A 20,687-nucleotide genomic window follows, 5' to 3' on the forward strand; every position below is an offset into this window, starting at 1 on the left:
GTTGCGGGTGTTGTTCTGCTTCAGTGAAACGAGGCGTCAGTGCGCGATCGGCGACACTTCGAAGACGCAGTGGTCGTGATGCTCGGCCGCGCACTGCACTTCCTTCGACTGCGCGCGCGGTGCACCCTTGCCTGCCGGCGTCGTGTCGTTGACCCAGTCCATCGCGCCCGCGAACCAGCCCGCGAACATGTAGCAGAGCTTGCCTTCCTTGCCCGGCTGCTGGAGCACGAACGACGAGTGGCGCAGCTCGATCTTCGCGCGTGCGGCGGCCGGATCGGCCTCGATGATCGAGAACAGGCCCCAGCCACGCTGCGACAGGCGCTTCAGGTAGTGCTCGAACACGGCCATGCCGGTCAGGCCGTGCAGCTTCGCCTCCTTGTCGCACCAGTGGTAGGCGGATTTGTAGCCGGCCTTGTAGAGGATCTCGGCATACGCGTCGACGCCGAGCGCTTCCTCGACGGCGACGTGGTTGTTCGTGAAGAAGTGGCGCGGCACGTACAGCATCGGCAGCGCGTCGGTGGTCCAGACGCCGGTATCGGGATCGACGTTGATCGGCAGTTGCGGTTGCATCGTGGTGACTCCGTGAGGAAATTGGCCGCGCGGTTCAGCGCGCAGGCGCGACATCGTCCGCGCGCCCGCGCGGCTTGCGCGGGCGCGTCCCGATTTTTCTAATGTTGAATCGCGGGTAGCGGTTCGGTGCGATGCGGCGCTTACGCGCCCCACACGTCCTTGAACACGCGCACCCAGTTCTCGCCCATGATCTTGCGGATCCGCGACTCCTTCCAGCCGTGGCGTTCCATCGCCGCGGTCAGGTTCGGGAATTCGCCGATCGTGCGGATGCCATCCGGGTTGATCACCTTGCCGAAGTTCGTCAGCTGGCGATAGCGGCCCTTGTCATGCGTCAGCATGTCGAAGAACTCCTTCGCGAAATCCTGCGTGAAGTCCGTGCCGATGCCGACCGCGTCTTCACCGATCAGGTTCACGACGTAGTCGATCGCCTCGATGTAGTCGTCGATGTTCGCTTCGATCCCGCGCTTCAGGAACGGCGCGAACATCGTCACGCCGACGAAGCCGCCCGCATCGGCGATCTCCTTGAGCTGCGCGTCGCTCTTGTTGCGCGGATGCTCCTTCAGCCCCGACGGCAGGCAGTGCGAGTAGCACACCGGCTTCTTCGAGAACGCGATCGCTTCCGACGACGTGTTGCCGCCCACATGCGACAGGTCGACCATGATGCCGACGCGGTTCATCTCGGTGATCACTTCGCGGCCGAAGTCCGACAGCCCGCCGTCGCGCTCGTAGCAGCCGGTGCCGACCAGGTTCTGCGTGTTGTAGCAGAGCTGCACCACACGCACGCCCATGTCGGCGAACGCTTCGATGTAGCCGAGGTTGTCCTCGAATGCATGCGCGTTCTGGAAGCCGAGGATGATCCCGGTCTTGCCTTCCTTCTTCGCGCGGAAGATGTCGTCCGTCGTGCGCACGAGCGTGAGCAGCTCGCCGTTGTCGCGGATCTTCTTCTTCATCACGCCGATGTTGTCGACGGTCTTGGTGAAGTTCTCCCACACCGACACCGTGCAGTTCGCGGCCGTGATGCCGCCCTTGCGCATGTCCTCGAACACCGGCTTCTCGAACTTCGAAATGTTCAGTCCGTCGATGATGATGCTGTCCTGATGCAGCGTGCTCATATCCGCTCTCGCTCGTGGGTCTGTTCTTGTGGGATCGATCAGTAGATCGGGAAGCGCTCGCAAAGCGCGAAGATCTCGCGGCGCACGCGCTGTTCGGTCGCGGGGTCGCCTTCCGGATTCGCGCGCAGCGCGTCGAACACCTCGAGGATCAGGCGGCCGATTTCGCGGAACTCGGCCACGCCGAAACCGCGCGTCGTGCCCGCCGGCGTGCCGAGACGGATGCCCGACGTGACGGTCGGCTTCTCGGTGTCGAACGGGATGCCGTTCTTGTTGCAGGTGATGCCCGCGCGTTCCAGCGCCTGCTCGACCGGCGCGCCCTTCAGGCCCTTCGGGCGCAGGTCGACCAGCAGCAGGTGGTTGTCGGTGCCGCCCGTGACGAGATCGACGCCGCCGGCCTTCAGCACTTCGCCGAGCGCCTGCGCGTTCGCGAGCACGTTGTCGATGTAGGTCTTGAAATCGGCATGCAGCACTTCGCCGAACGCGACGGCCTTGCCGGCGATCACGTGCATCAGCGGGCCGCCCTGCAGGCCGGGGAACACGGCCGAGTTGATCTTCTTCGCGATGTCCTCGTCGTTGGTCAGCACGAAGCCGCCGCGCGGGCCGCGCAGCGTCTTGTGCGTGGTCGACGTGACGACGTGCGCGTGCTCGACCGGGTTCGCGTGGCGGCCGGCGGCGATCACGCCGGCGATGTGCGCCATGTCGACCATCAGCTTCGCGCCGACGCTGTCGGCGATCGCGCGGAAGCGCGCGAAGTCGAGCGCACGCGGGTAGGCCGAGAAACCGGCGATGATCAGGTTCGGCTTGTGTTCGTGGGCAAGCGCCTCGACCTGGTCGTAGTCGATCCGCATCGTGTCGCGGTTTACGCCGTACTGAACGGCGTTGAACCACTTGCCCGACAGCGCCGGCTTCGCGCCGTGCGTCAGGTGGCCGCCGGCATCCAGCGACATGCCGAGCACCGTGTCGCCCGGCTTGGCCAGCGCGAGCATCACCGAGCCGTTCGCCTGCGCGCCCGAGTGCGGCTGCACGTTCGCATAACCGGCGTTGAAGATCTGCTTCACGCGCTCGATTGCCAGCGCCTCGACTTCATCGGCGAACTCGCAGCCGCCGTAGTAACGCTTGCCGGGATAGCCTTCCGCGTACTTGTTGGTCAGTACCGAGCCTTGCGCCTCGAGCACGGCGCGCGACACGATGTTTTCCGACGCGATCAGCTCGACCTGCGACTGCTGACGCTCGAGTTCCTTCAGGATGGCGCTGCGCACCGGCGCGTCGCGCTCGGCAAGGGGCTGCGAGAAGAAAGGCTGGGTGTTCGACATAGTGCGTCCGTGACGAAGAATAAAGGGCTGCAACCGAAGCTCAAGGCCCGCCCTGCCTGGGTTTCCCGCTACGCCAGTGCAAGGCTGCCGACGGCTCTATTCTTGTCGTTCGGATTTTCGGCGGATTGATGAATTTAGACGCGTTCTTTGCCTTTTCCGCCATGCGCGTCCGTTTTGTACAAGTGACCGGTCGTGCTTTTCGGGATGACCAACCCAAACGGTATCGGCCGTTCACCTATGGATACGCACACCGGCAGTGCGTTTGCCGCCCGGTCGGGGTGCGGCATGTCACGGTTACGGTGCAGTGCAGCATGGGCCTGACGCCCAGGCAACGTATGGAGCTAGGGTTTAGCCGTATGGCACGCTTGTTGCGCTCGCTCACACAATACCGCAGCCCGATGCGTGCCCTTCGGGCATAAAGCTATTAGAGATTCTAGGAACGCTCCCCATGTCGCCCGACCGCACAGCGTCGCTGTCCCACTTCGCGTTCATGCCGTTACCGAATTTCACGATGATCGCGTTCACCAATGCGATCGAGGTGCTTCGGATGGCGAACTACCTGAGCGGCCAGCCGCTCTACCGCTGGTCGGTGATCAGCCCGGACGGCGGCCCGGTCACGGCGAGCAACGGCCTGACGGTCGACACGGGCCCGGCCGAATGCGCGGGGCAGCCCGACATCGTGTTCGTGTGCGGCGGCGTCGACGTGCAGCGCGCGACGACGCCAGCCCATCTGTCGACGCTGCGCCGTTTCGCACGCTCGGGCATCCCGCTCGGCAGCCTGTGCACGGGCACCTATGCACTCGCGAAGTCGGGACTGCTCGCGGGCTACGCGTGCGCGATTCACTGGGAGAACATGTCGGCGCTGAAGGAAGAGTTTCCGGACACGCGCTTCCTGAAGGAACTGTTCGTGATCGATCGCGACCGCATCACGTGCACGGGCGGCGTCGCGCCGCTCGACATGATGCTGAACCTGATCGCCGCGCGTGTGGGCACCGCGCGCGTCACGCAGATCGCCGAGCAATTCATCGTCGAACACGTGCGCGACACGAGCGCGCAACAACGCATGCCGCTCGTCGCGCGGCTTGGCTCGGCGAACAAGTCGCTGTTCGAAGTGATCTCGCTGATGGAGAACAACATCGAGGAGCCGCTGTCGCGCGAGGAACTCGCGCGGCTCGCGAACATGTCGCAGCGGCAACTGCAGCGCCTGTTCCGCGAGCACCTCGGCATGACGCCCACGCATTACTACCTGACGCTGCGGTTGCGCCGCGCGCGCGAGTTGCTGCTGCAGACCGACATGTCGATCATGCACATCACGATGGCGTGCGGCTTCCAGTCGGCGTGCCACTTCAGCAAGAGCTATCGCGACGCATTCGGCGTCGCGCCGACGCGCGAGCGCCGCAAGCAGGTCGCGCCGCTGTCGCAGGGTGCCGCGAGCGGCGGGTCGAGTTTTCCGGTCCATTCGCTCCATGCCTGAAGCCGGAGCCGAGCCGGGTGTGCAATCAGGCGGTTGAACCGGATTTTTCGGACGACATCGAGCGCGCGCTGCCGCCGCGGCTTGCGATGCCGATTACCTTGTCGGTACATCCGGCCGGCCTGCCGCTCCCGCTCAGTTGTACTGGATCACGAAGTTCAGCGTGGCATTGCCGCTGCCTGCGGTGATCGTGCCTGTCGTGGGCGCATACTTCGCCTTGCCCGAAAAGCGGTAGACCTCGCCGTCCGGGCTCGAGCGGTTCCAGTCCATCGTCAGCGCGTCGGCCTGGGTGAATGGCAGCTTCACGCCCTTGTCGCTCGTCAACGCAATGCCGACACCGGCGGCGACACCCGGCGTGCCGCGTCCAGTCAGACGCAACAGGCCCGCAGCCTCCTTGTCGCCTTCGAAGTACACCTTCACCGGCAGCGGATTGCTCGGCTTGTTGGTCCCGCACGCGACTTCAAGCGAGAACGGATGTTCCGCTGCCCGGCCGCCCTTGATCCGTTCGATCGGCTCCTTGTCCATCCGCACATTGGTGACGGGCGTCGTGGTCTGGCAGCCGCCGAAATAGATGTTGTTCGTCACCTGTGTCGTGCCCCTCCCATTGATAAGGCGACGGAGGATCTTGCCGGACGGATCCTTGGCGGCATCGAAGACCGCATTGAACGCGAGCGATACGGTGCCGCCCGGCCCCACATTCTTCGCCGTTCTGACCAGTTCCGCTCTCACCTTGTGCGGCGGATACAAAACGGGCGCACCGCCTCCCAGAATCGTGGATCCACTGGGATAGGTCATCGGCGGAATATCTCCTGCCGCGTTACCGAAGTCGACAAATACAAATCTCACGCCAATGCCGTCCACGCCGGTTTTGTATACGCCTTTGTATCCGGAAACCAGTTGACCATCCGGCACCGTCATCGACAATGTAGCCTTGGTGTCCCAACACGCGGTGCTGATTCCGGTCCCCGCCGCCGCAAACGTAACCTCGGCGCGCGCCAGCACGTCGCCAACAGGCGCCGCCGCGACGTTCATCGTTGCGGGAAACGTCACGTTGTAAGTGCCCCCGGCCCAATTGCCGTCGTTTAAACAATAGCCCAATGCGGTCCCCGACCAGATCAACGAGCCGACAACCATTGCCGCTCGAAGCCAGCGAAGCTTTTTATCAAAAATGCCATTCATTTCGACAAAATCCGTGATGTTGAAACGTGCCAAATGCGTCACGCAACGGTTGGACAGTGACGGCATGGCGCCTCAAGTGCGATATCGTTTGGCACCTTGGTTCGTCGGCGTGAGGAATGTTTGAATCAGGTATCGCGGGCGAGTCGCTGTCGTTCACCGCTTCGTCTATCAAAATCAGTTGTACTGAAGCACATGTGTCGGCGTCGCGTCCGCCTTCCTTGCCTTGATTTCGCCACCGCTGGCGACGTAGCGAGCCTTGCCCTGAAATCGGTGGAACTCGCTATTGGTGCCACTGGACGTCCAGGTCATCGCCCATGCCCGCTCTTTCACAAACGGCAACCCAACACAATCGAGGGTCCCTTCGGCATGAGCGGCGCTCTCGGTCTGGATCGGTCATTGATAGCTCAGGGTGAAGGTCGCGGCGGCATTCGCGCTCCCTGGTGTAATACGCGGGCTGATCTGTACATAGCGCGCCTTTAGGTCAATGGACATGCCGTCCTGACCCTGCTTGACGGTACCTGCATACCATTGGTTGGTATTGCCGACGGCACTGGAATCCGGCCCGTATCCCAGCACGACATCATCCTTGAGGATCTGGATGCCCACCCCGGTGGCCGCCTTCGCACTCTTCGACAGCGAGAGGGTCTTCGAAGTGTTTGCAGCATTCGTTGCGTCCGTCAACGTGACGAAAGCCCGGGTCCTGGTTCCCGCGGCGCCCCCCGAGCACTGCAGCTTGATCGAGAACGATTGGGGAGGAGCCGTCGATCCGACGCCCGAGAAGGCACTCGTCGCCATCACGCGCCCCATGGATACAGGAATGTTGGAGGGACTCTGGACGGTGCAGGATGGAACCCTGGGCTTGATGATGAGTGGCGAAGCGAATCGGAATTCGACAAGTGTCTGGCCGGCGGCGCTGTCCGCAGTGTAGCGGGCGTAGGCGCCGGTCAATATGCCGCCCGCGGTGATGTCTCCTGTCTTCACCAACTCGAATATCTTCGGGGCGAAAATTAACTCCCAGGTCTTATTGGTCCATCCAGTACCATTAGTAATAAAGGGGTACGGCTGCCCCATTGGGGACCGTACCCGTATCCCGATGTTCGGGATGTCCGTCGGGTAGACGTTGTTGTTTCCCTGAGCGCCGATGCCGGTGTAAACCTCCCTTGTCGCGGAAGAGCAGCTCGTAAAAGGGAGGAAACCTTTAACGTTCGTGAACTGCATCCCCGTCGCCTCTGCCGTATAGATCACCCCGCCGACGTAAGTCTGGGTGGGATCAAAGGGAGGGGGATTAAATCCACTTACCGACACAACATAGTAATCCTTTCCATCCGTCGTATCCGCTTGGCAAGCCGCCGAAGCGCACACCGGCGCAAGCGCCAAGCAAAGTGCAATAAATACCTTATTTCGGATAATCATCCACATTTCCATTCGATCTTGAATCGCTACAACGAAGGTGACAAGACCCTTCGCCATCGCTGCCCTGGGTGAACGACAAAGCAGAGGCTTTCCGGAGGCCGATCACCTTGCGCCAACAACCGTACCGGCACGCATGCACATCGCCGCCTGCCGCTCGTAGGCCAGTTCCTTGTTCTGCGTCGGCAATTGATAGGACAGCTTGCAGCTGTTGTCGCCCCACCGCACGTCGATGCTGCCCTTGTCCTCGATGCCGAACACCAGCAGCCGCGACTGGTTGTCCACCATGCCCAGCAGCTTGCCCTTCGCGTCGTAGGCTTGCGCGCCGAACGGCACCTTGCCGCCTCCGTCCTGACCCAGCTCGAACTGCACCCGGCGCCCCGATTCCGCTTCGAAGCGGGTCCTCACGATGGCCCCGCGAGTCGGGACCACCGACTTCGCGTTGTCGGTGATCTCGGTCTGCGTGCCGATGCTCGACGGATCGATGTTCAGCCAGTTCTGGCGATACGGTTGCAGATACGGCACGACCGCGTAGCCGCGCCGGTCGGTGCGGATCGTCGACGCTCCGCCGAACGTCACGTCGCGCACCTTCGGCACCTCCACCACCGCGAACGTCTCGCCGAGCGGCTGGCCGAGCGTGATGCCGCCGCCATGCACGACGACGGAGCCCGATACGCCCGCGTCGAAATGGCGGCCCGAACGATCCTGCGTGAAGTTGCCGGTCAGCTTCGCGTTCCGCGTATCCCAGCCCGCGCTCACGCCGCCCGAGCCGCCGCCGCTGCGGCTGTAGCCGGTCTGCACGCCGTAGTTGATGGTGTTGCTGTCGTTCAGGTAACCCGACGCGCCGGTCTGCACGTTGAATTCGCCGCGCGTCGACGACACCGCGTTCGCGTACAGGCGATGCGAACTCGACGCCTTGCCCAGCGGAATGCTCACCGACACGTTGAACTGCGTGTCCGGGCGCCCGAACGGCCCCGACTCCTGGATGTGCGACGCCGACACGCTGTAGCTGACGTTCTTGTAGCTGTTGCTGTAGCCGACCTGCAGGCGCCGACTGTGTCCTTCACCGTTCCAGTAGGTCGTGTCGCCGATGCCGGCGAACATCGAGCCACTGCCGAGCGGCTGGTTGACGTTCACGTCCAGCCGGCTTTTCTGACGCGCGATGCGCGGCCCGTAGGTGCGATCCGTGTCTTCGACGTGCTGGCTCAGCGTGCGGTAGCCATCCGTCGAATAGCGGTAGCCGACCATCGTGAACGTCGTGTTGGTCGAATGGAGCGTCTTCGAATACAGGAACCGCAAGCTCTGCCCTTGCCGGGTACCCGACGACGTGCGCGACCGGCTCGTCGTGACATCCAGCGACATGCCGCCGATGCGCGTATTCACGCCGATACCGAGAGCGGCCGCCACGTAGTTTTCCGCGGCGATGATGCCGCCATAACCGGTGAAGTTGTCGGACATGCCGTACACCAGCGTGCCCTGCGTGAACTTCGGGCTCGACTGGCCCTGGACGCGATACTGACCGGCGGAAAACGCGTACCGCAGGCTGCCGCGCCGAACCATCACCGGCAGGTACGAGTACGGCTGGGTGAACCGGCGCACGCGGCCGTCGGCTTCGGTAATCCGGATCTCGAGGTCGCCGTTCGAACCGCTCGGATAGATATCGGTGATTTCGAACGCGCCAGGCGGCACGGGCGTCGAATAGATCACGTAGCCGTTCTGCCGCACCTCCACGACCGCGTTGCTCTCGGCGATCCCGCGCACGATCGGCGCAAAGCCGACTTCGCTGTCCGGCAACATGCCGAGATCGGTGCCGGCCTGCGCACCGACGAAGCGCACGCTGTCGAAGATGTCGCCCGACGTATACAGTTCGCCGGCCGCCACCTTGCTGCGCAGACGCCGGATGTCGCGCTCGACGTAGGTACGGTTGCTGGTGAAGCTGCTCTTCGCGCCCTTGGTGCCGGTAAGCGTCGATTCGTTGCGGAAGCGCCAGCCGCCGGCATTGAAGCCACTGCGCAAACCGACGAAGTAAGACTCGTTGCCGTAGCCGCTGCCATCGTTGCGGCTGTAGTTGGCCTGGTAGTCGGTGTACAGCGCGGGGATGCCGTCGTCCCACAGCGACTGGTCGACGTAGCCGCGCGACGTGCGCGACACGTAGAGCTGCGGAAAGCTGATGTTCAGCGAGAGCGTATTGGACTCGAACTCCACCGAAGCGCCATCCGCCACGGCGGGCAAGTCGACGATCGTCTCGTCGTCCGCGCCTGCAGCGATACGCCCGTCCTTTTCCAGCCGCGCGATGTTGACGCCGGCCGTGCGCAACAACCCGAGCGTCACCATCGGCTTGACGGTGCCGTCGGCGTCCGCGCGGAACGCGACGTCCTGGCGCTTGGCCAGCGTGTGATTCAGGTAGATGTCGACGTCGTAGCGGCCGGGCGACACCGCGCTGCCCTTCTCGAAGTAGCTCAGCTCGACCGGCCCTTCGCCCTTGCGCAGAAAGGACTCGTTGAACTCGACCGCGTGGCCGGTCGCAGGCAGTACCAAACCGATCAATGCAAGGCACGGCGCGCCGATTTGCGCGGCGGTCCTGACATCGACTTCCTTCCTGACGTTCTCCATACCCTTTCTCTATGTTGATTCACCTCCCGAGTGGCATCGCAGGCGCGAACGGTCCACTCCCCACGGCAAGGGCCCGGGGATGACGAAGTTGAGGAGCAATACGACCTGCGGAACCGGCGATGTCAGCCGGCAGTGCCGTCATGGGCTTCGACGGCACCGTAGTCGTTGATCGATTCGAAGTGGACCTTGACGCCGGTTTCCGCGGCGGAGGCCGGCAGGCCCTTGACGGCGAAATGACGCGTGGCGGAAGGCGGCACCATCTCGGCTTGCGCGTCATAGTCGCGACCGCCGCTCTGCACCTTGACCGATGCCAGCGACACGAAGAAGGGCGACGGATTGTTGACTTCGAGTTGTGTCTGGCCGTCGCGTTGAACCACCTTCCAGCGCAGTTGCGCGGGCGCTTCCTCGACCTTGCCGGGCAGTCCGGCGGGCCGGTAGAAGAACTTGATGCGCTGACGCACCGCAATCTGCAAAGTGTTGTCGTCCCTCGCTTTCTGCGGAATCTCCTGCACGTTGAGCCAGAACACCGACTCGCGATCGCCGGGCAGGCCCTGACCGTAGTAAAGGACGCGCAGCGTCTGCTGCTTTTCGCCGCCGAGGCGGTTCAATGCCGGCGTGATCGCGAAAGGCACGTCCCCTTTGCCGTCGCTCGCGTCCATCCACGACTGGATCATGACGTCGGCCGACGCGCGGTTGCGAACCAGAATCGACGCCTCCTTGCTCGGCGCGGCCAGCACGACGCGGGTTCCGTCGAGCGTCACGCCGGCGAGCGAAGCCGCCGAAGACAACAGCAGGGAGCCGGCCAGCGCCAGTCCTGCAAAGTGGAATCGTTTCATGTCGAACAGAAAGTCGTTGATCGGGCGGGAAAGCAGCGCCTCCCCGCCCGGAGGTGGATTACTCGTAGGTCAGCGTGAACGGCAGCGTGCCGTTTGCGGTGCCGGCCACGATGTCGACGCCGTTCTTCACGTAGCCGGCGCGCATCGCCAGGTTCGCCGTGTAAGTCGGCGCCGCATCCGTCCCGCCCTTCACCAGCGGTGCGTCGAACGTCTCGTTGGCGTTCAGGTTCAGCAGCGTGCCGGCGGTGTTGTAAATACCGATGCCGACGCCCGCGGCCGTGCCGGTGGTCTTCAGCAGCTTGTTGTTGGTGCTGTCGACGCCCGAACCGCTGGCCGGGTCGAAACGCACCTTCACCGTGGTCAGGCCCTTCGCGGTCGAGCCGCAATCGAGGACGAGGTTGATCGCGGTGCCGGCCGCGATGCCGCCGCCGGCCGTGCCGCCCAGCGCGTCGGTGCTGACCTTGCCCAGCTTGACGTCGATCGACTGCTCGCCCTTGCCGCCGGTCACCGACGTGCCGTTGCCACCCGTGATGCCGCACGATGCGGCCACGATCTCGCCCGTGAAGTTGATCGTGCCGTCCGCCGCGTGAGCCGCGTTCATCGCCGCGAATGCCAACCCCGCTGCCGACATCATCATTGCAATCTTTTTCATTTCTGGTTCACTCAATCGTTAAATGAGAATCTTGAGCGGCCTCGTTCCGATCGGATACGCGTCGCTCAATCATATGTACAACTAACTTCATGAATATTTACAATTCCTTCGTTTCCTCCACCGGCTGAAAATGAGTGAATGGAATCCCTACCCGTTTGACAGGGCCCCGCCGCGAACGTACAACTCGCGGATGTCGAACGTGCCGAGCGCCGCGCGGCTCGATCTCGTCATCGAACACGCGTGTGATTGCCGTCGACAAATAATTGTCGACCCATCACTCCAGTGAATCGTCGTGACGATGTGGCCGATGCCGTCGAACTTGCTGATGATGCTCGACAGGCCCCGAGAAAGCGTCGAGCGAACGATCATCCGTTCTCGTTGGTGGCGAGCACGGAAACGCCCTGATTACATTCGTACAGCTCGCGTCAAACCCCATCCCCCATCGTCGTCCCGCTTTCCGGAAGACGTCGCACAGCGATATCGATTTCTTGTATGCAATTTTAGGGATCGCTCTATCTGCGATCTATGGAACTCGAACTATATTTTCTTGAAAATAAATAGTACAAGTACGATATTTGAAATTTCCGGCTGCACTCCCGAGCCATTACGTGAAACGTTATAAACGGAGCACGGTAACCGTCGCCCGCACCCGCTTCGGACCGTCGGTTCTTGATGCCGGACCTGGTCTTCGTATCCGCTTCGAACAGGTTCCGGCAGATGCGACGCAGGATCGCAAAGTGTCGGGCGGCGTTTTTACGCGAATCCTGCGCGGGTCTTCACCGCAGGTCACGATCTCAAAAAACAAAAATGCCGTTCAGTTTCATCAACTGAACGGCATCCGGTTTGCCAAACTGATTTCTTCCCGCGCTTACGATCCCCACACCTGCATTTCGTAGAGCGAATAGCCCCACTGCGTCGCGCGCTTCGTGCCGAGCATCCGCACGTAACGACCGCTTCCGTTGAGATTCGGCAGCGTGACGTGGTTATATGAACCGCCGTTGCTCGTCGAATAGAGCGTCGTCCAGTTGACGTTGTCGTTCGATGTCTGGATCTGATAGACGAGCGCGCCCGCATCCCAGTACAGGTCGACGTGATCGATGTGCTTCGTCGCGCCGAGATCGACCGAGATCCATTGCGGATCGACGCCCGCGCCTTCCGGCGAATCCCAGCGCGTGCCCGTCGCGTTGCCGTCGAACGCCTTGTCCGCCGTGAGCGACGCGTTGTAGCTCGCCGACGCCGCGGCCGGACGGCCCTGCGACAGCAGCGTCATCTGGGCGGTGGACGGCCCGCCGTAATAGCTCGACCCGAGCTTCGCCTTCGTCGTGTCGGCATTCACGCCGAACTGCGACAGGCTCCAGCGCTGGCCGGTCGTCACGTCGCCCACATAAAGCTGATAGCCGCCCGCGGTCGTCGACGAGAAGAACAGGTAGTTCGTGCCGCTCGCCGGCGCCGGATCCGAGTTGTTGCTCATGCAGTCGTTGAGCGCCAGCGCATTCGGCACCGACGCCGGGTCGGCCGTCTTCGCATAGATCTGGTCGGCCCCGCCGCTGTCCTTCCAGCGCGCGTAGTACACCATGCCGTCCGCACGCACGATCGGGTAGTACGTCTGCAGCCCGGCCGGATGATCGAACACGGCGGTCGCGCCGGTCGCGATCGTGCGCTTCATCAGCCCCATGCTCGAGCCGGTGCCGGTCGCGTAGTACACGGCGCTCGCGTCCGGCGCGAGGAACGGCATCGAATACTCGGCGCCGGTCGGCGCGTTCGTCAGGCTCACCACCGACGTGAACGCCGGGCCCGCGCTCGTATACGACAGCGTCGCCTGCTTGATGTCGCCGTTCTGCTTGAACACGAGCGTCTTGCCGTCCGCGCTGAACTTCGGGTCTTCGTTGCGCGTGGCGCCCGTGCTGTTCGTCATGTTGACGGGCGGCGTGCCGGCGCCGAGCTGCAGCATGAAGACGTTCCATGCGCCGTTGCTGATGCCCATGAACGCGAGCCACTTGCCGTCGGGGCTGAACACGCCGTTCATCGGATCGGTGATGCCCCACGTGCTCTTGCTCAACTGCGTCAGCGTATGCGCCGAAAAATCGTAGAGGAACAGCTGGCTCGTGCCGTCTCCGTACTTGACATAGCTGTGATAGACGAGCTTGCCGGTCAACGCGGCGGGAAACGTCGCGTTCGGCTGGGCGGCGGGATTGCTGGTACAGGTTGCGGCTGCGGCGCCGCTGAACAGGTTGAGGGCGAGGCCGGCCACGAGACCGGCGACGAGAGTTTTCAATTTCACGCTGGATGCTTCCGAGTAGGGTCAGGATGCCGCGGACGAGAACCCGCGCACGCCACTGGGTCATGGAGCCACGGCCGTACGGCGTGGATTCCGTCTCGGTCGGTCATCGGGAATGGAACGTGCTGGAGAATGCCCGTTTATCAGACGAAAGAACAGCATCAGAGCACTCAAAAAACATGCGGATCAGCGATTGGGGGCGCGCTTGCACGCGACGGGTGCCGTGCCCTACTCTGTTTTTCAGCGAGGCTTCGAGCGGCCGGGGGGCAGGCATGAAGCGATATGCGGCGCTGGCACAGACGATCGCCGACGCGATCCGGCGCGGCGACCTGGCAGCCGGCGAGCGTATCCCCACCGTGCGCGCGGCATGCCGCGCGCATCGGGTCAGTCCATCCACCGTGTTTCGCGCGTACTACGCGCTCGAAAGCGAGGGTCTGATCGTCGCGCGGGCACGGTCCGGCTATTTCGTGGCGGACCTCGACGACAAGCACGTGCGGTTCGGCCACGATCCGCCGCGCAAGCCGGGCACCGCGCCAACCGGCGAAAAAGACGTGCTGTTCCGCCTGCTCGACTCCCTCCGACGCGAGGACGTCGTGCCGCTCGGCTCGGCGTTCGCCAGCTATTCGCTGTTCCCGATGAGCAGCCTGTGGCGTCACGTCGCGTCCGCGGCCCGCAACATGGACCTCACGAAACTGCTGTCGGGATTGCCGCCCGGCAACGATGCATTGCGACGACAGATTGCCCTGCGTTACTTGAACGCGGGCGCCGCATTGCCGATGGACGAAATCGTCATCACGACCGGCGCGCTCGAAGCGCTGACGCTCAGCCTGCAGGCGCTGACGCGCCCCGGCGACCTCGTCGCGATCGAACGGCCCGCGTTCCACGCGGTGCTGCAGACCGTGCAGCGCCTGCACCTGAAGGCCGTCGAGATTCCGGTCGACCCGCGCGCGGGCCTCGACCTCGATGCGCTTGCCGCGGCGCTCGACGCGCATCCGGTACGCGCGTGCTGGTTCATGACGTCGTTCCACAACCCGACCGGCGCGACGTTGACCGACGAACGCAAACGCGCGCTGATCGACCTGCTCGCGTCGCGCGGCGTGCCGCTGATCGAGGACGACGTGTATGGCGAGCTGCATTTCGGCCCGTCGCCGACGCGGCCCGCGAAACTGTATGACGACAGCGGGCTCGTGCTGCATTGCGGGTCGTTCTCGAAGTGCCTCGCGCCTGGGTTCCGGATCGGCTGGGTCGCGGCGGGACGCTTCGCGCAGCAGATCCGGCAGGCCCAGATCACGCGCGCGCCGGCTGCCGACGTGCCTGCGCAACTGGCGATTTCGAGCTACCTGCGCGACGGCGCATACGACCGCTTCCTGCGCAAGCTGCGACGCAATCTCGCCGCGCACCAGGCGCAGATGCTCTCGGCCGTACGGGCCTATTTTCCGGCGGACACCGAAGTGTTCGCGCCGCGCGGCGGGTATTTTCTATGGATCGAACTGCCGCCGCACGTCGATGCGATGCACCTGTTCGACGCTGCCATGGAAAGCGGCGTCAGCATCGCGCCGGGGCCGATCTTTTCCGCGACCGGCGGATTCCGCCGCTACCTGCGGCTCAACTACGGCCGGCCGTGGACGCCGGCCGTCGAGCGCGCGATGGAGACCGTCGGAACGCTCGCGACCCGGCAACGACACGACGGTTAGCGCGAAACATGCGGCCCGCGACGACCGACATCGTCCTTGCGTTTCGCGTGCAACCGGCCAAGAATGAACGTCGGGTAGCCGCGGACGAACGGGTTCCACAAGTCCGATGTTATGGAGAATCGCATGAACACCGACTGCGAGCGACGGCCAGCATGTGCTCCGGCGGCGGCGCCCGCCCGCCGCTGACGATGCGCGTCCTGCCCAACCGGCACGTTCGCGCGCGCGATGCGTGGCGCGCCGTGCTGAATGCGCGCGTCGAATCGCGACCGTGCACCGCTTGCCGCTGCAGGGAATGCGGTTTCGTGGCTCTCCACGCACTCGAGCATTGCCCCGTCTGCGGCCAATGGGACTGGCCGTTCGATCCGGTTCGCAGCACGCCCCGCCACGCACACGCGATGCATGCGCGGCGATCCTTACACACGTGGCCGTCGCGCATCGCGCGTACGTTGCGCGACGCGGCCTTCCGGCAGCCGAGCGCGTCGAGCGCACCGATCCTGAGCATCGTGACACTCGTGCTGCTGGTCGGCGGTTATGTGATGGTCGACCGCACCTGCAGGACCGATCCCGTCTGTAAAGGATCCGGCGCACCGTCCGCGTCGGCGACCGAGACGCATCCGCTTGCGGCGAACGATCCGGTGCTGCCCGTGTTGCCGGCGCCGGCCTATCCGTTTCATTCGACTGACGGCGCGCAGCAGGCGGCCATTCCGCCCCGCGGCGATGCGAACGCCACTCCGCCGGCAAGCAAGATGCAGGTTGCACAGGCCGCGCCGTCGATGCGCGCCCCCGACCGGAAACGCGCCGACACGGTTCGCGTGGCGGACTGGAAAAGCAGCCGCCATGCCGCGCATCGCACGCATCCGATGCGTCGCGTGAGCCTGCCTGTTCGCCACCGACGGTACACCGCATCCGGCCACGCCGAGATCGCGAAACTCTATCGCGGCCACTGAGCGCGGGCCTCGCCGCTCGCGCTGGACGATTCGCGTTCCAAACCGATCTTCCGCCCCCCCCTCGATCGCCTCGGGCCCGCAACAAAAACGGGCGGCCCGTTTCCGGAGCCGCCCGTTTCCTTCGATGCGCAGCGAACGAACGCTAGCGCATCAGGCCGCCAGCAACCCGTGCGGGTCGATGACGAATTTGCGCGGCGCGCCGCCGTCGAACTTCTTGTAGCCTTCCGGCGCCTGGTCGAGCGAAATCACCTCGACGTTGACGATCTTCGCGATCGGCAGCCGGTCGAACAGGATCGCCTGCATCAGGTTGCGGTTGTACTTCAGCACCGGCGTCTGGCCCGTGAAGAACGAGTGCGACTTCGCCCAGCCGAGGCCGAAACGGATGCTCAGGCTGCCGTGCTGCGCGGCCTTGTCCTTCGCGCCCGGATCGTCCGTCACGTACAGGCCCGGGATGCCGATCGCGCCGGCCGGCCGCGTGATTTCCATCAGCGAGTTCAGCACCGTCGCGGGCGCTTCCTCCGCGTGGCCCGACGAACCGTGGCCGTGCGCCTCGAAGCCGACGCAGTCGACCGCGCAGTCGATCTCGGGCACGCCGAGGATCTGCTCGATCTGCTCGCCGAGCGATGCGTCCTTCGACAGGTCGACCGTCTCGAAGCCCATCGCGCGCGCATGCGCGAGCCGTTCCGCGTTCATGTCGCCGACGATCGTGACGGCCGCGCCGAGCAGGCGGGCCGACGCCGCAGCGGCCATGCCGACCGGCCCCGCGCCCGCGATATAGACCGTCGAGCCCGGCTTCACGCCCGCGCTCACCGCACCGTGATAACCGGTCGGCAGAATGTCGGACAGGCAGGTCAGGTCGCGGATCTTCGCCATCGCCTGGTCGCGGTCCGGGAATTTCAGCAGGTTGAAATCGGCGTACGGCACGAGCACGTACTCGGCCTGGCCGCCGATCCAGCCGCCCATGTCGACGTAGCCGTAAGCGCCGCCGGCGCGCGACGGGTTCACGTTCAGGCACACGCCCGTATGCGTGTCCTTGCACATCGCGCAGCGGCCGCAGGCCACGTTGAACGGCACCGACACGAGATCGCCGAGCTTCAGCGTCTCGACGTCGCGGCCCACCTCGACCACTTCGCCGGTGATCTCGTGACCGAGCACGAGGCCGACCGGTGCGGTCGTGCGGCCGCGCACCATGTGCTGGTCGGAGCCGCAGATGTTCGTGCTGACGACTTTCAGGATCACGCCGTGGCCGATCGCGCGGCCGCTCGGGTCGACCATTTTCGGATAATCGATTTTCTGGACTTCGACCTGGCCCGGTCCAAGATAGACGACACCTCGATTGCTGCTCATCGTATTGTCTCCATGTCTCGTTGGATGACGCCGCGGCGCGCCGGCTCGTGCGGCGCACGCGCGACGTGCTGTTCGAGAGTAGTCCCGGAGGCAGGGGCGCCGATGTCTCAAACGCGACATGCGTTTGATCGACGCCGACATCGATGGCGGAAATACGAAAGTCGGACGGGAACCGCCGGGCAGGATCCGGACCGGACGCGCGGGGGTCGGACCGGCCCTCGCGGCCGGCTCTACCCCTTTCCGCGACGGGCGCTACCCGCCCAGATTCTCGCGGACGATCGAAGCGGCCGCCGCCTCCGCGTCGCTCGCGACGCCATCGTGCACGCGCGTGCTGACGGCCGGCGTCGGCGGCTCGCTGTCGAGCGCATGGCCGTTGCGGTCGTGCGTGTCGACCGTCGCACGCATCGACAGCCCGACGCGCAGCGGATGCGCGGCGAGATCGCGGGCATCGAGCGCGATCACGACCGGCACGCGCTGCACGACCTTGATCCAGTTGCCGGCCGCGTTCTGCGACGGCAGCATCGAGAAAGCGCTGCCCGTACCGGCCGAGAAACCCTGCACGCGGCCGCGATAAGTGATCCGCGAGCCGTAGAGATCCGACACGACCTCGACCGGCTGGCCGACGCGCATGTGGCGGATCTGCCCTTCCTTGAAATTCGCCTCGATCCACAGCCGGTTGAGTTGCACAATCGACATCAGCGGCACGCCGGGCCCGACCTGCTGGCCGACCTGTACCGAGCGCTGCCCGATCGTACCGTCGACGGGCGCGACGATCGTCGTGCGCTTCAGGTTGCGGTACGCGAGCTTGAACTGCGCGGCCGCCTGCACGACGGCCGGGCTTTCGTCGACGGGCAGCTTGCTGCCGAGCGCGCGCGCCGCGTCGAGCTGGGCCTGCGCGGCCGCGAGGTTCGCCTGCGCGCCGGCCACCGCCGCGCGCGCACGCGCGAGTTCCTCGGGCGCGACGATCTCGACCGACGCGCCTGAGCGGGCGGCAAGCGCGCGCTGCGCGAGCGACAGATCGGCGCGCCGCGCATTCACGGCCTCGACGTACATCGTGTTCGAAATCCTCGCGTTCGCAACCTGCCGCACGGCCTGCGCGAGCTGCGCCTTCGCCTGCGCGAACGCGACGGACGCCTCGGTGTCGTCGAGCTTCACGAGCGTCTGCCCGGCGCGCACGGCCTGCGTATCGGCCACCAGCACGTCGGTCACCGCGCCCGGGATCTGCGCGGCAACCTGCACGATGCTGCCCGCGACGTATGCGTCGTCGGTGTCTTCGTAGTAGCGGTCGCTCAACAGCCAGTAAGCGATCCACGCGATCGCGGCCAGCAGCACGATCGCGAAGAACACCGTGAAGCGCTTGCGGCGCGTCGCGCGGCGCGCATCGAGTGCCGGATCGGTCGGTGCGGCCGGCGGCGCGGCGGTATGAAGGTTGTCGTGGTGCATCAGTCGCTTTGCGTGACGATCAGTCGATCGTGCTGGAACAAGGGGATCGGCTGGGTAACCGACGGGGCCGGCGCCGCGTTCGTCGCTGCCGTGCGCGCCAGAACCGGCGTGCCGCGCAACGCCGCGTCGTCACGCCGCACGGGTGCGGTTGCAGGCGCGGCCGCGACACTTGCGACGGTAGCGGCCGGTGACGGGGACGCGCTCCCCGTACGCGCATCGCTCGACGGTGCGCCCGCCGCGGCGCGGTTCGCCGCACTAGACGCCACCGGAGCCGGCGCCCCGCTCCTGGCCGCCCCGCTGCGCACCCGATGCACGGCCGGTGCCTGCGCCACCGTTGCGCCCGCATCGAACCCGCCGCCGAGCGCGCCGATCAGACCGACGCGCAACGCCCGCTGCCGGCCGAGCAACGCGATCATCTGCGTGCGCTCGTCGATCAGCGTGAGATCCGCGACATCGACGTCCTTCTGCATCAGCACGCCGCGCCGGTGGCGGTCGGCCGCGATCTGCACGATCTTCTGCGCGGCCGCGACCGCGTCCTGTTGCTGCGCGACGAGCGTCTGCGACGTCTGCAACGACGTGACGAGCTGCGCGACCTGCCCGAGCGCGTCGTCGACGGTCTTGTTGTACAGCCCGATCGCGACGTCGGCCTGCGCGACGTCCGCGCCAAGCTTCGCCTTCAGCCGGCCGCGATCGAAGATCGGCAGCGAGATCGCCGGGCCGACGGAGCCCGCGAGCGAATCGCGCGAGAACAGCGACGCGGGCGTCAGCGCGAACACGCCGCCGAGCGCGACGAGGTTCACGTCCGGATAGAACTGCGCGCGCGTCGAATCGGCATTCGCGAACGCGGCTTCGACGCGCAGCCGCGCGGCGACGATGTCGGGCCGGCGGCCGAGCAGATCGGCCGGCAGCCTGGCGGGCACGGCGCCGCCCGCGAACGCGCCGACGCGCGGCCGCTGCAGCGCGAGCCCGCGCTCCGGGCCGCGGCCCGACAACACGCCGAGCTGCAATTGCGCGAGCTTGATCTGCTCGTCGTTCAGCGCGATCTGTTCGAGCAGGCGGCTGCGCTTGATCGACGCGTCGCTCGCGTCGTACGCGTTGTCGAGGCCGCGCGCGGTGCGCTCGCGCAGCACGGCCGTCACGCGCTGGCTGATCGCGAGCTTCTGCTGCAACAGGTCGCGCACCGCGTACGCCTGATCGAGCTGGCAGTACACGGTGACGATCGCGACGGCGAGCGTCAGCCGCACCTGCTCCGCTTCGACGCCGGCCGCGTCGCGCAGCGACATCAGGCTCCTGGTCGCCGCGCGGTTCTTGCCCCACAGGTCGAGCTGGTAGTTCAGCCCGACGAAGATCGACGACGGCGATACGTTCGGATCGCCGAAGATCTGCACCGGCACGCGATAGCCGCCGGCCGTCACGTCGGCGATGTCGCCCGGCTTCGGCATCCGCGCGCGGCTGATCGTGGCACCGGCCGTGCCCGTCAACCCGGTCAGCGAATCGAATTGCTGAAGCTGTGCCTGTGCGATCCGCAACCGCGCCTGTGCGACCTGCACATCGGGACTGTTCCGCGACGCCTCGGCCACCAGCTCGTCGAGCTGCGGATCCTGGAGCTGCTTCACCCAGTCCGGTGCCGGCCATGCGCCGTTCGCGCCAGGCCCGGCCGTATGCGCGAGCGCGTCGTCGGCCGGCGCACGCAGCGACAGCGAAGGCAGGAACCCCGACGGCACGCATCCGCTCAACGCGAGCAGCGCGGCCGCCGCCGCGATCGTCGCGCCGCCCCTCACGCCGCGCGCCGGCCCCGCCGCTTTCCTCGAACGCCGCATCG

The 20,687-nt window shown here is 65.3% G+C and carries 17 protein-coding genes; 4 read left to right on the forward strand and 13 right to left on the reverse strand.

What is annotated here, in order from left to right:
* Positions 1-36 precede the first annotated feature (36 nt).
* From WJ12_RS31540 to WJ12_RS31550, 3 genes are all read right to left on the reverse strand, one after another.
* Entirely contained in the window at positions 37-570 is a 534-nt protein-coding gene (locus tag WJ12_RS31540; protein ID WP_059556904.1) for a DUF5943 domain-containing protein, read from the reverse strand.
* A 140-nt stretch (positions 571-710) separates the two neighbouring features.
* A complete protein-coding gene (locus tag WJ12_RS31545; RefSeq protein ID WP_034186088.1) occupies positions 711-1,682 on the reverse strand; it encodes a dipeptidase in 972 nt (323 codons plus the stop codon).
* A 38-nt stretch (positions 1,683-1,720) separates the two neighbouring features.
* Positions 1,721-2,995 (reverse strand): serine hydroxymethyltransferase, encoded by a 1,275-nt coding sequence (locus tag WJ12_RS31550; RefSeq protein ID WP_034186087.1) that lies wholly within the window; start codon positions 2,993-2,995, stop codon positions 1,721-1,723.
* 448 nt (positions 2,996-3,443) lie between these two features.
* On the opposite strand from WJ12_RS31550, the gene WJ12_RS31555 reads away from it, so the two are divergent.
* Positions 3,444-4,469 carry a GlxA family transcriptional regulator gene (locus tag WJ12_RS31555; protein ID WP_034186086.1) on the forward strand — a complete coding sequence of 342 codons (1,026 nt, stop codon included), beginning with the start codon at positions 3,444-3,446 and terminating at the stop codon, positions 4,467-4,469.
* 132 nt (positions 4,470-4,601) lie between these two features.
* Here WJ12_RS31555 and WJ12_RS36185 read toward each other — a convergent pair whose 3' ends face one another.
* From WJ12_RS36185 to WJ12_RS31585, 6 genes are all read right to left on the reverse strand, one after another.
* On the reverse strand, positions 4,602-5,711 hold the full coding sequence (locus WJ12_RS36185; protein WP_156810510.1) for a fimbrial protein: 1,110 nt from the start codon (positions 5,709-5,711) through the stop codon (positions 4,602-4,604).
* A gap of 327 nt (positions 5,712-6,038) precedes the next feature.
* Complete coding sequence (locus tag WJ12_RS31565) at positions 6,039-7,115, reverse strand: fimbrial protein (protein WP_226103932.1); 1,077 nt, start codon at positions 7,113-7,115, stop codon at positions 6,039-6,041.
* Between the two features lie 45 nt (positions 7,116-7,160).
* Entirely contained in the window at positions 7,161-9,668 is a 2,508-nt protein-coding gene (locus WJ12_RS31570) for a fimbria/pilus outer membrane usher protein (RefSeq protein WP_069245992.1), read from the reverse strand.
* Positions 9,669-9,790: 122 nt separating this feature from the next.
* Positions 9,791-10,504 carry a fimbrial biogenesis chaperone gene (locus WJ12_RS31575; protein WP_069245993.1) on the reverse strand — a complete coding sequence of 238 codons (714 nt, stop codon included), beginning with the start codon at positions 10,502-10,504 and terminating at the stop codon, positions 9,791-9,793.
* A 58-nt stretch (positions 10,505-10,562) separates the two neighbouring features.
* The gene (locus WJ12_RS31580) at positions 10,563-11,156 is read right to left on the reverse strand and encodes a fimbrial protein (RefSeq protein ID WP_034186082.1); all 594 of its coding nucleotides are present in this window, start codon (positions 11,154-11,156) and stop codon (positions 10,563-10,565) included.
* 147 nt (positions 11,157-11,303) lie between these two features.
* Positions 11,304-11,525 carry a hypothetical protein gene (locus WJ12_RS31585; protein WP_034186081.1) on the reverse strand — a complete coding sequence of 74 codons (222 nt, stop codon included), beginning with the start codon at positions 11,523-11,525 and terminating at the stop codon, positions 11,304-11,306.
* A gap of 239 nt (positions 11,526-11,764) precedes the next feature.
* On the opposite strand from WJ12_RS31585, the gene WJ12_RS36190 reads away from it, so the two are divergent.
* Positions 11,765-12,052 carry a hypothetical protein gene (locus tag WJ12_RS36190; RefSeq protein ID WP_156810511.1) on the forward strand — a complete coding sequence of 96 codons (288 nt, stop codon included), beginning with the start codon at positions 11,765-11,767 and terminating at the stop codon, positions 12,050-12,052.
* Here the strand turns inward: WJ12_RS36190 and WJ12_RS31590 are convergent.
* Positions 12,025-13,437 (reverse strand): discoidin domain-containing protein, encoded by a 1,413-nt coding sequence (locus tag WJ12_RS31590; RefSeq protein ID WP_069245994.1) that lies wholly within the window; start codon positions 13,435-13,437, stop codon positions 12,025-12,027. The genes WJ12_RS36190 and WJ12_RS31590 overlap by 28 nt on opposite strands.
* Before the next feature lie 269 nt (positions 13,438-13,706).
* Here WJ12_RS31590 and WJ12_RS31595 point away from each other — a divergent pair, with 269 nt between their 5' ends.
* Positions 13,707-15,128, forward strand: coding sequence for an aminotransferase-like domain-containing protein (locus WJ12_RS31595; protein WP_069245995.1), 1,422 nt, complete (start codon positions 13,707-13,709; stop codon positions 15,126-15,128).
* Positions 15,129-15,316: 188 nt separating this feature from the next.
* Complete coding sequence (locus WJ12_RS31600) at positions 15,317-16,075, forward strand: hypothetical protein (RefSeq protein WP_069246052.1); 759 nt, start codon at positions 15,317-15,319, stop codon at positions 16,073-16,075.
* 150 nt (positions 16,076-16,225) lie between these two features.
* Here the strand turns inward: WJ12_RS31600 and fdhA are convergent, their stop codons facing one another.
* From fdhA to WJ12_RS31615, 3 genes are all read right to left on the reverse strand, one after another.
* Positions 16,226-17,422, reverse strand: a complete 1,197-nt coding sequence (gene fdhA / locus WJ12_RS31605) for a formaldehyde dehydrogenase, glutathione-independent (RefSeq protein WP_006488979.1) — start codon at positions 17,420-17,422, stop codon at positions 16,226-16,228.
* Between the two features lie 252 nt (positions 17,423-17,674).
* The gene (locus WJ12_RS31610) at positions 17,675-18,865 is read right to left on the reverse strand and encodes an HlyD/EmrA/EmrK family protein (protein ID WP_049029605.1); all 1,191 of its coding nucleotides are present in this window, start codon (positions 18,863-18,865) and stop codon (positions 17,675-17,677) included.
* Complete coding sequence (locus tag WJ12_RS31615; protein WP_059556910.1) at positions 18,865-20,685, reverse strand: efflux transporter outer membrane subunit; 1,821 nt, start codon at positions 20,683-20,685, stop codon at positions 18,865-18,867. The genes WJ12_RS31610 and WJ12_RS31615 overlap by 1 nt, the downstream gene beginning before the upstream one ends.
* Positions 20,686-20,687: the final 2 nt, after the last annotated feature.

Origin of the sequence: Burkholderia seminalis (assembly GCF_001718535.1) — a bacterium.
Classification (GTDB): domain Bacteria; phylum Pseudomonadota; class Gammaproteobacteria; order Burkholderiales; family Burkholderiaceae; genus Burkholderia; species Burkholderia seminalis.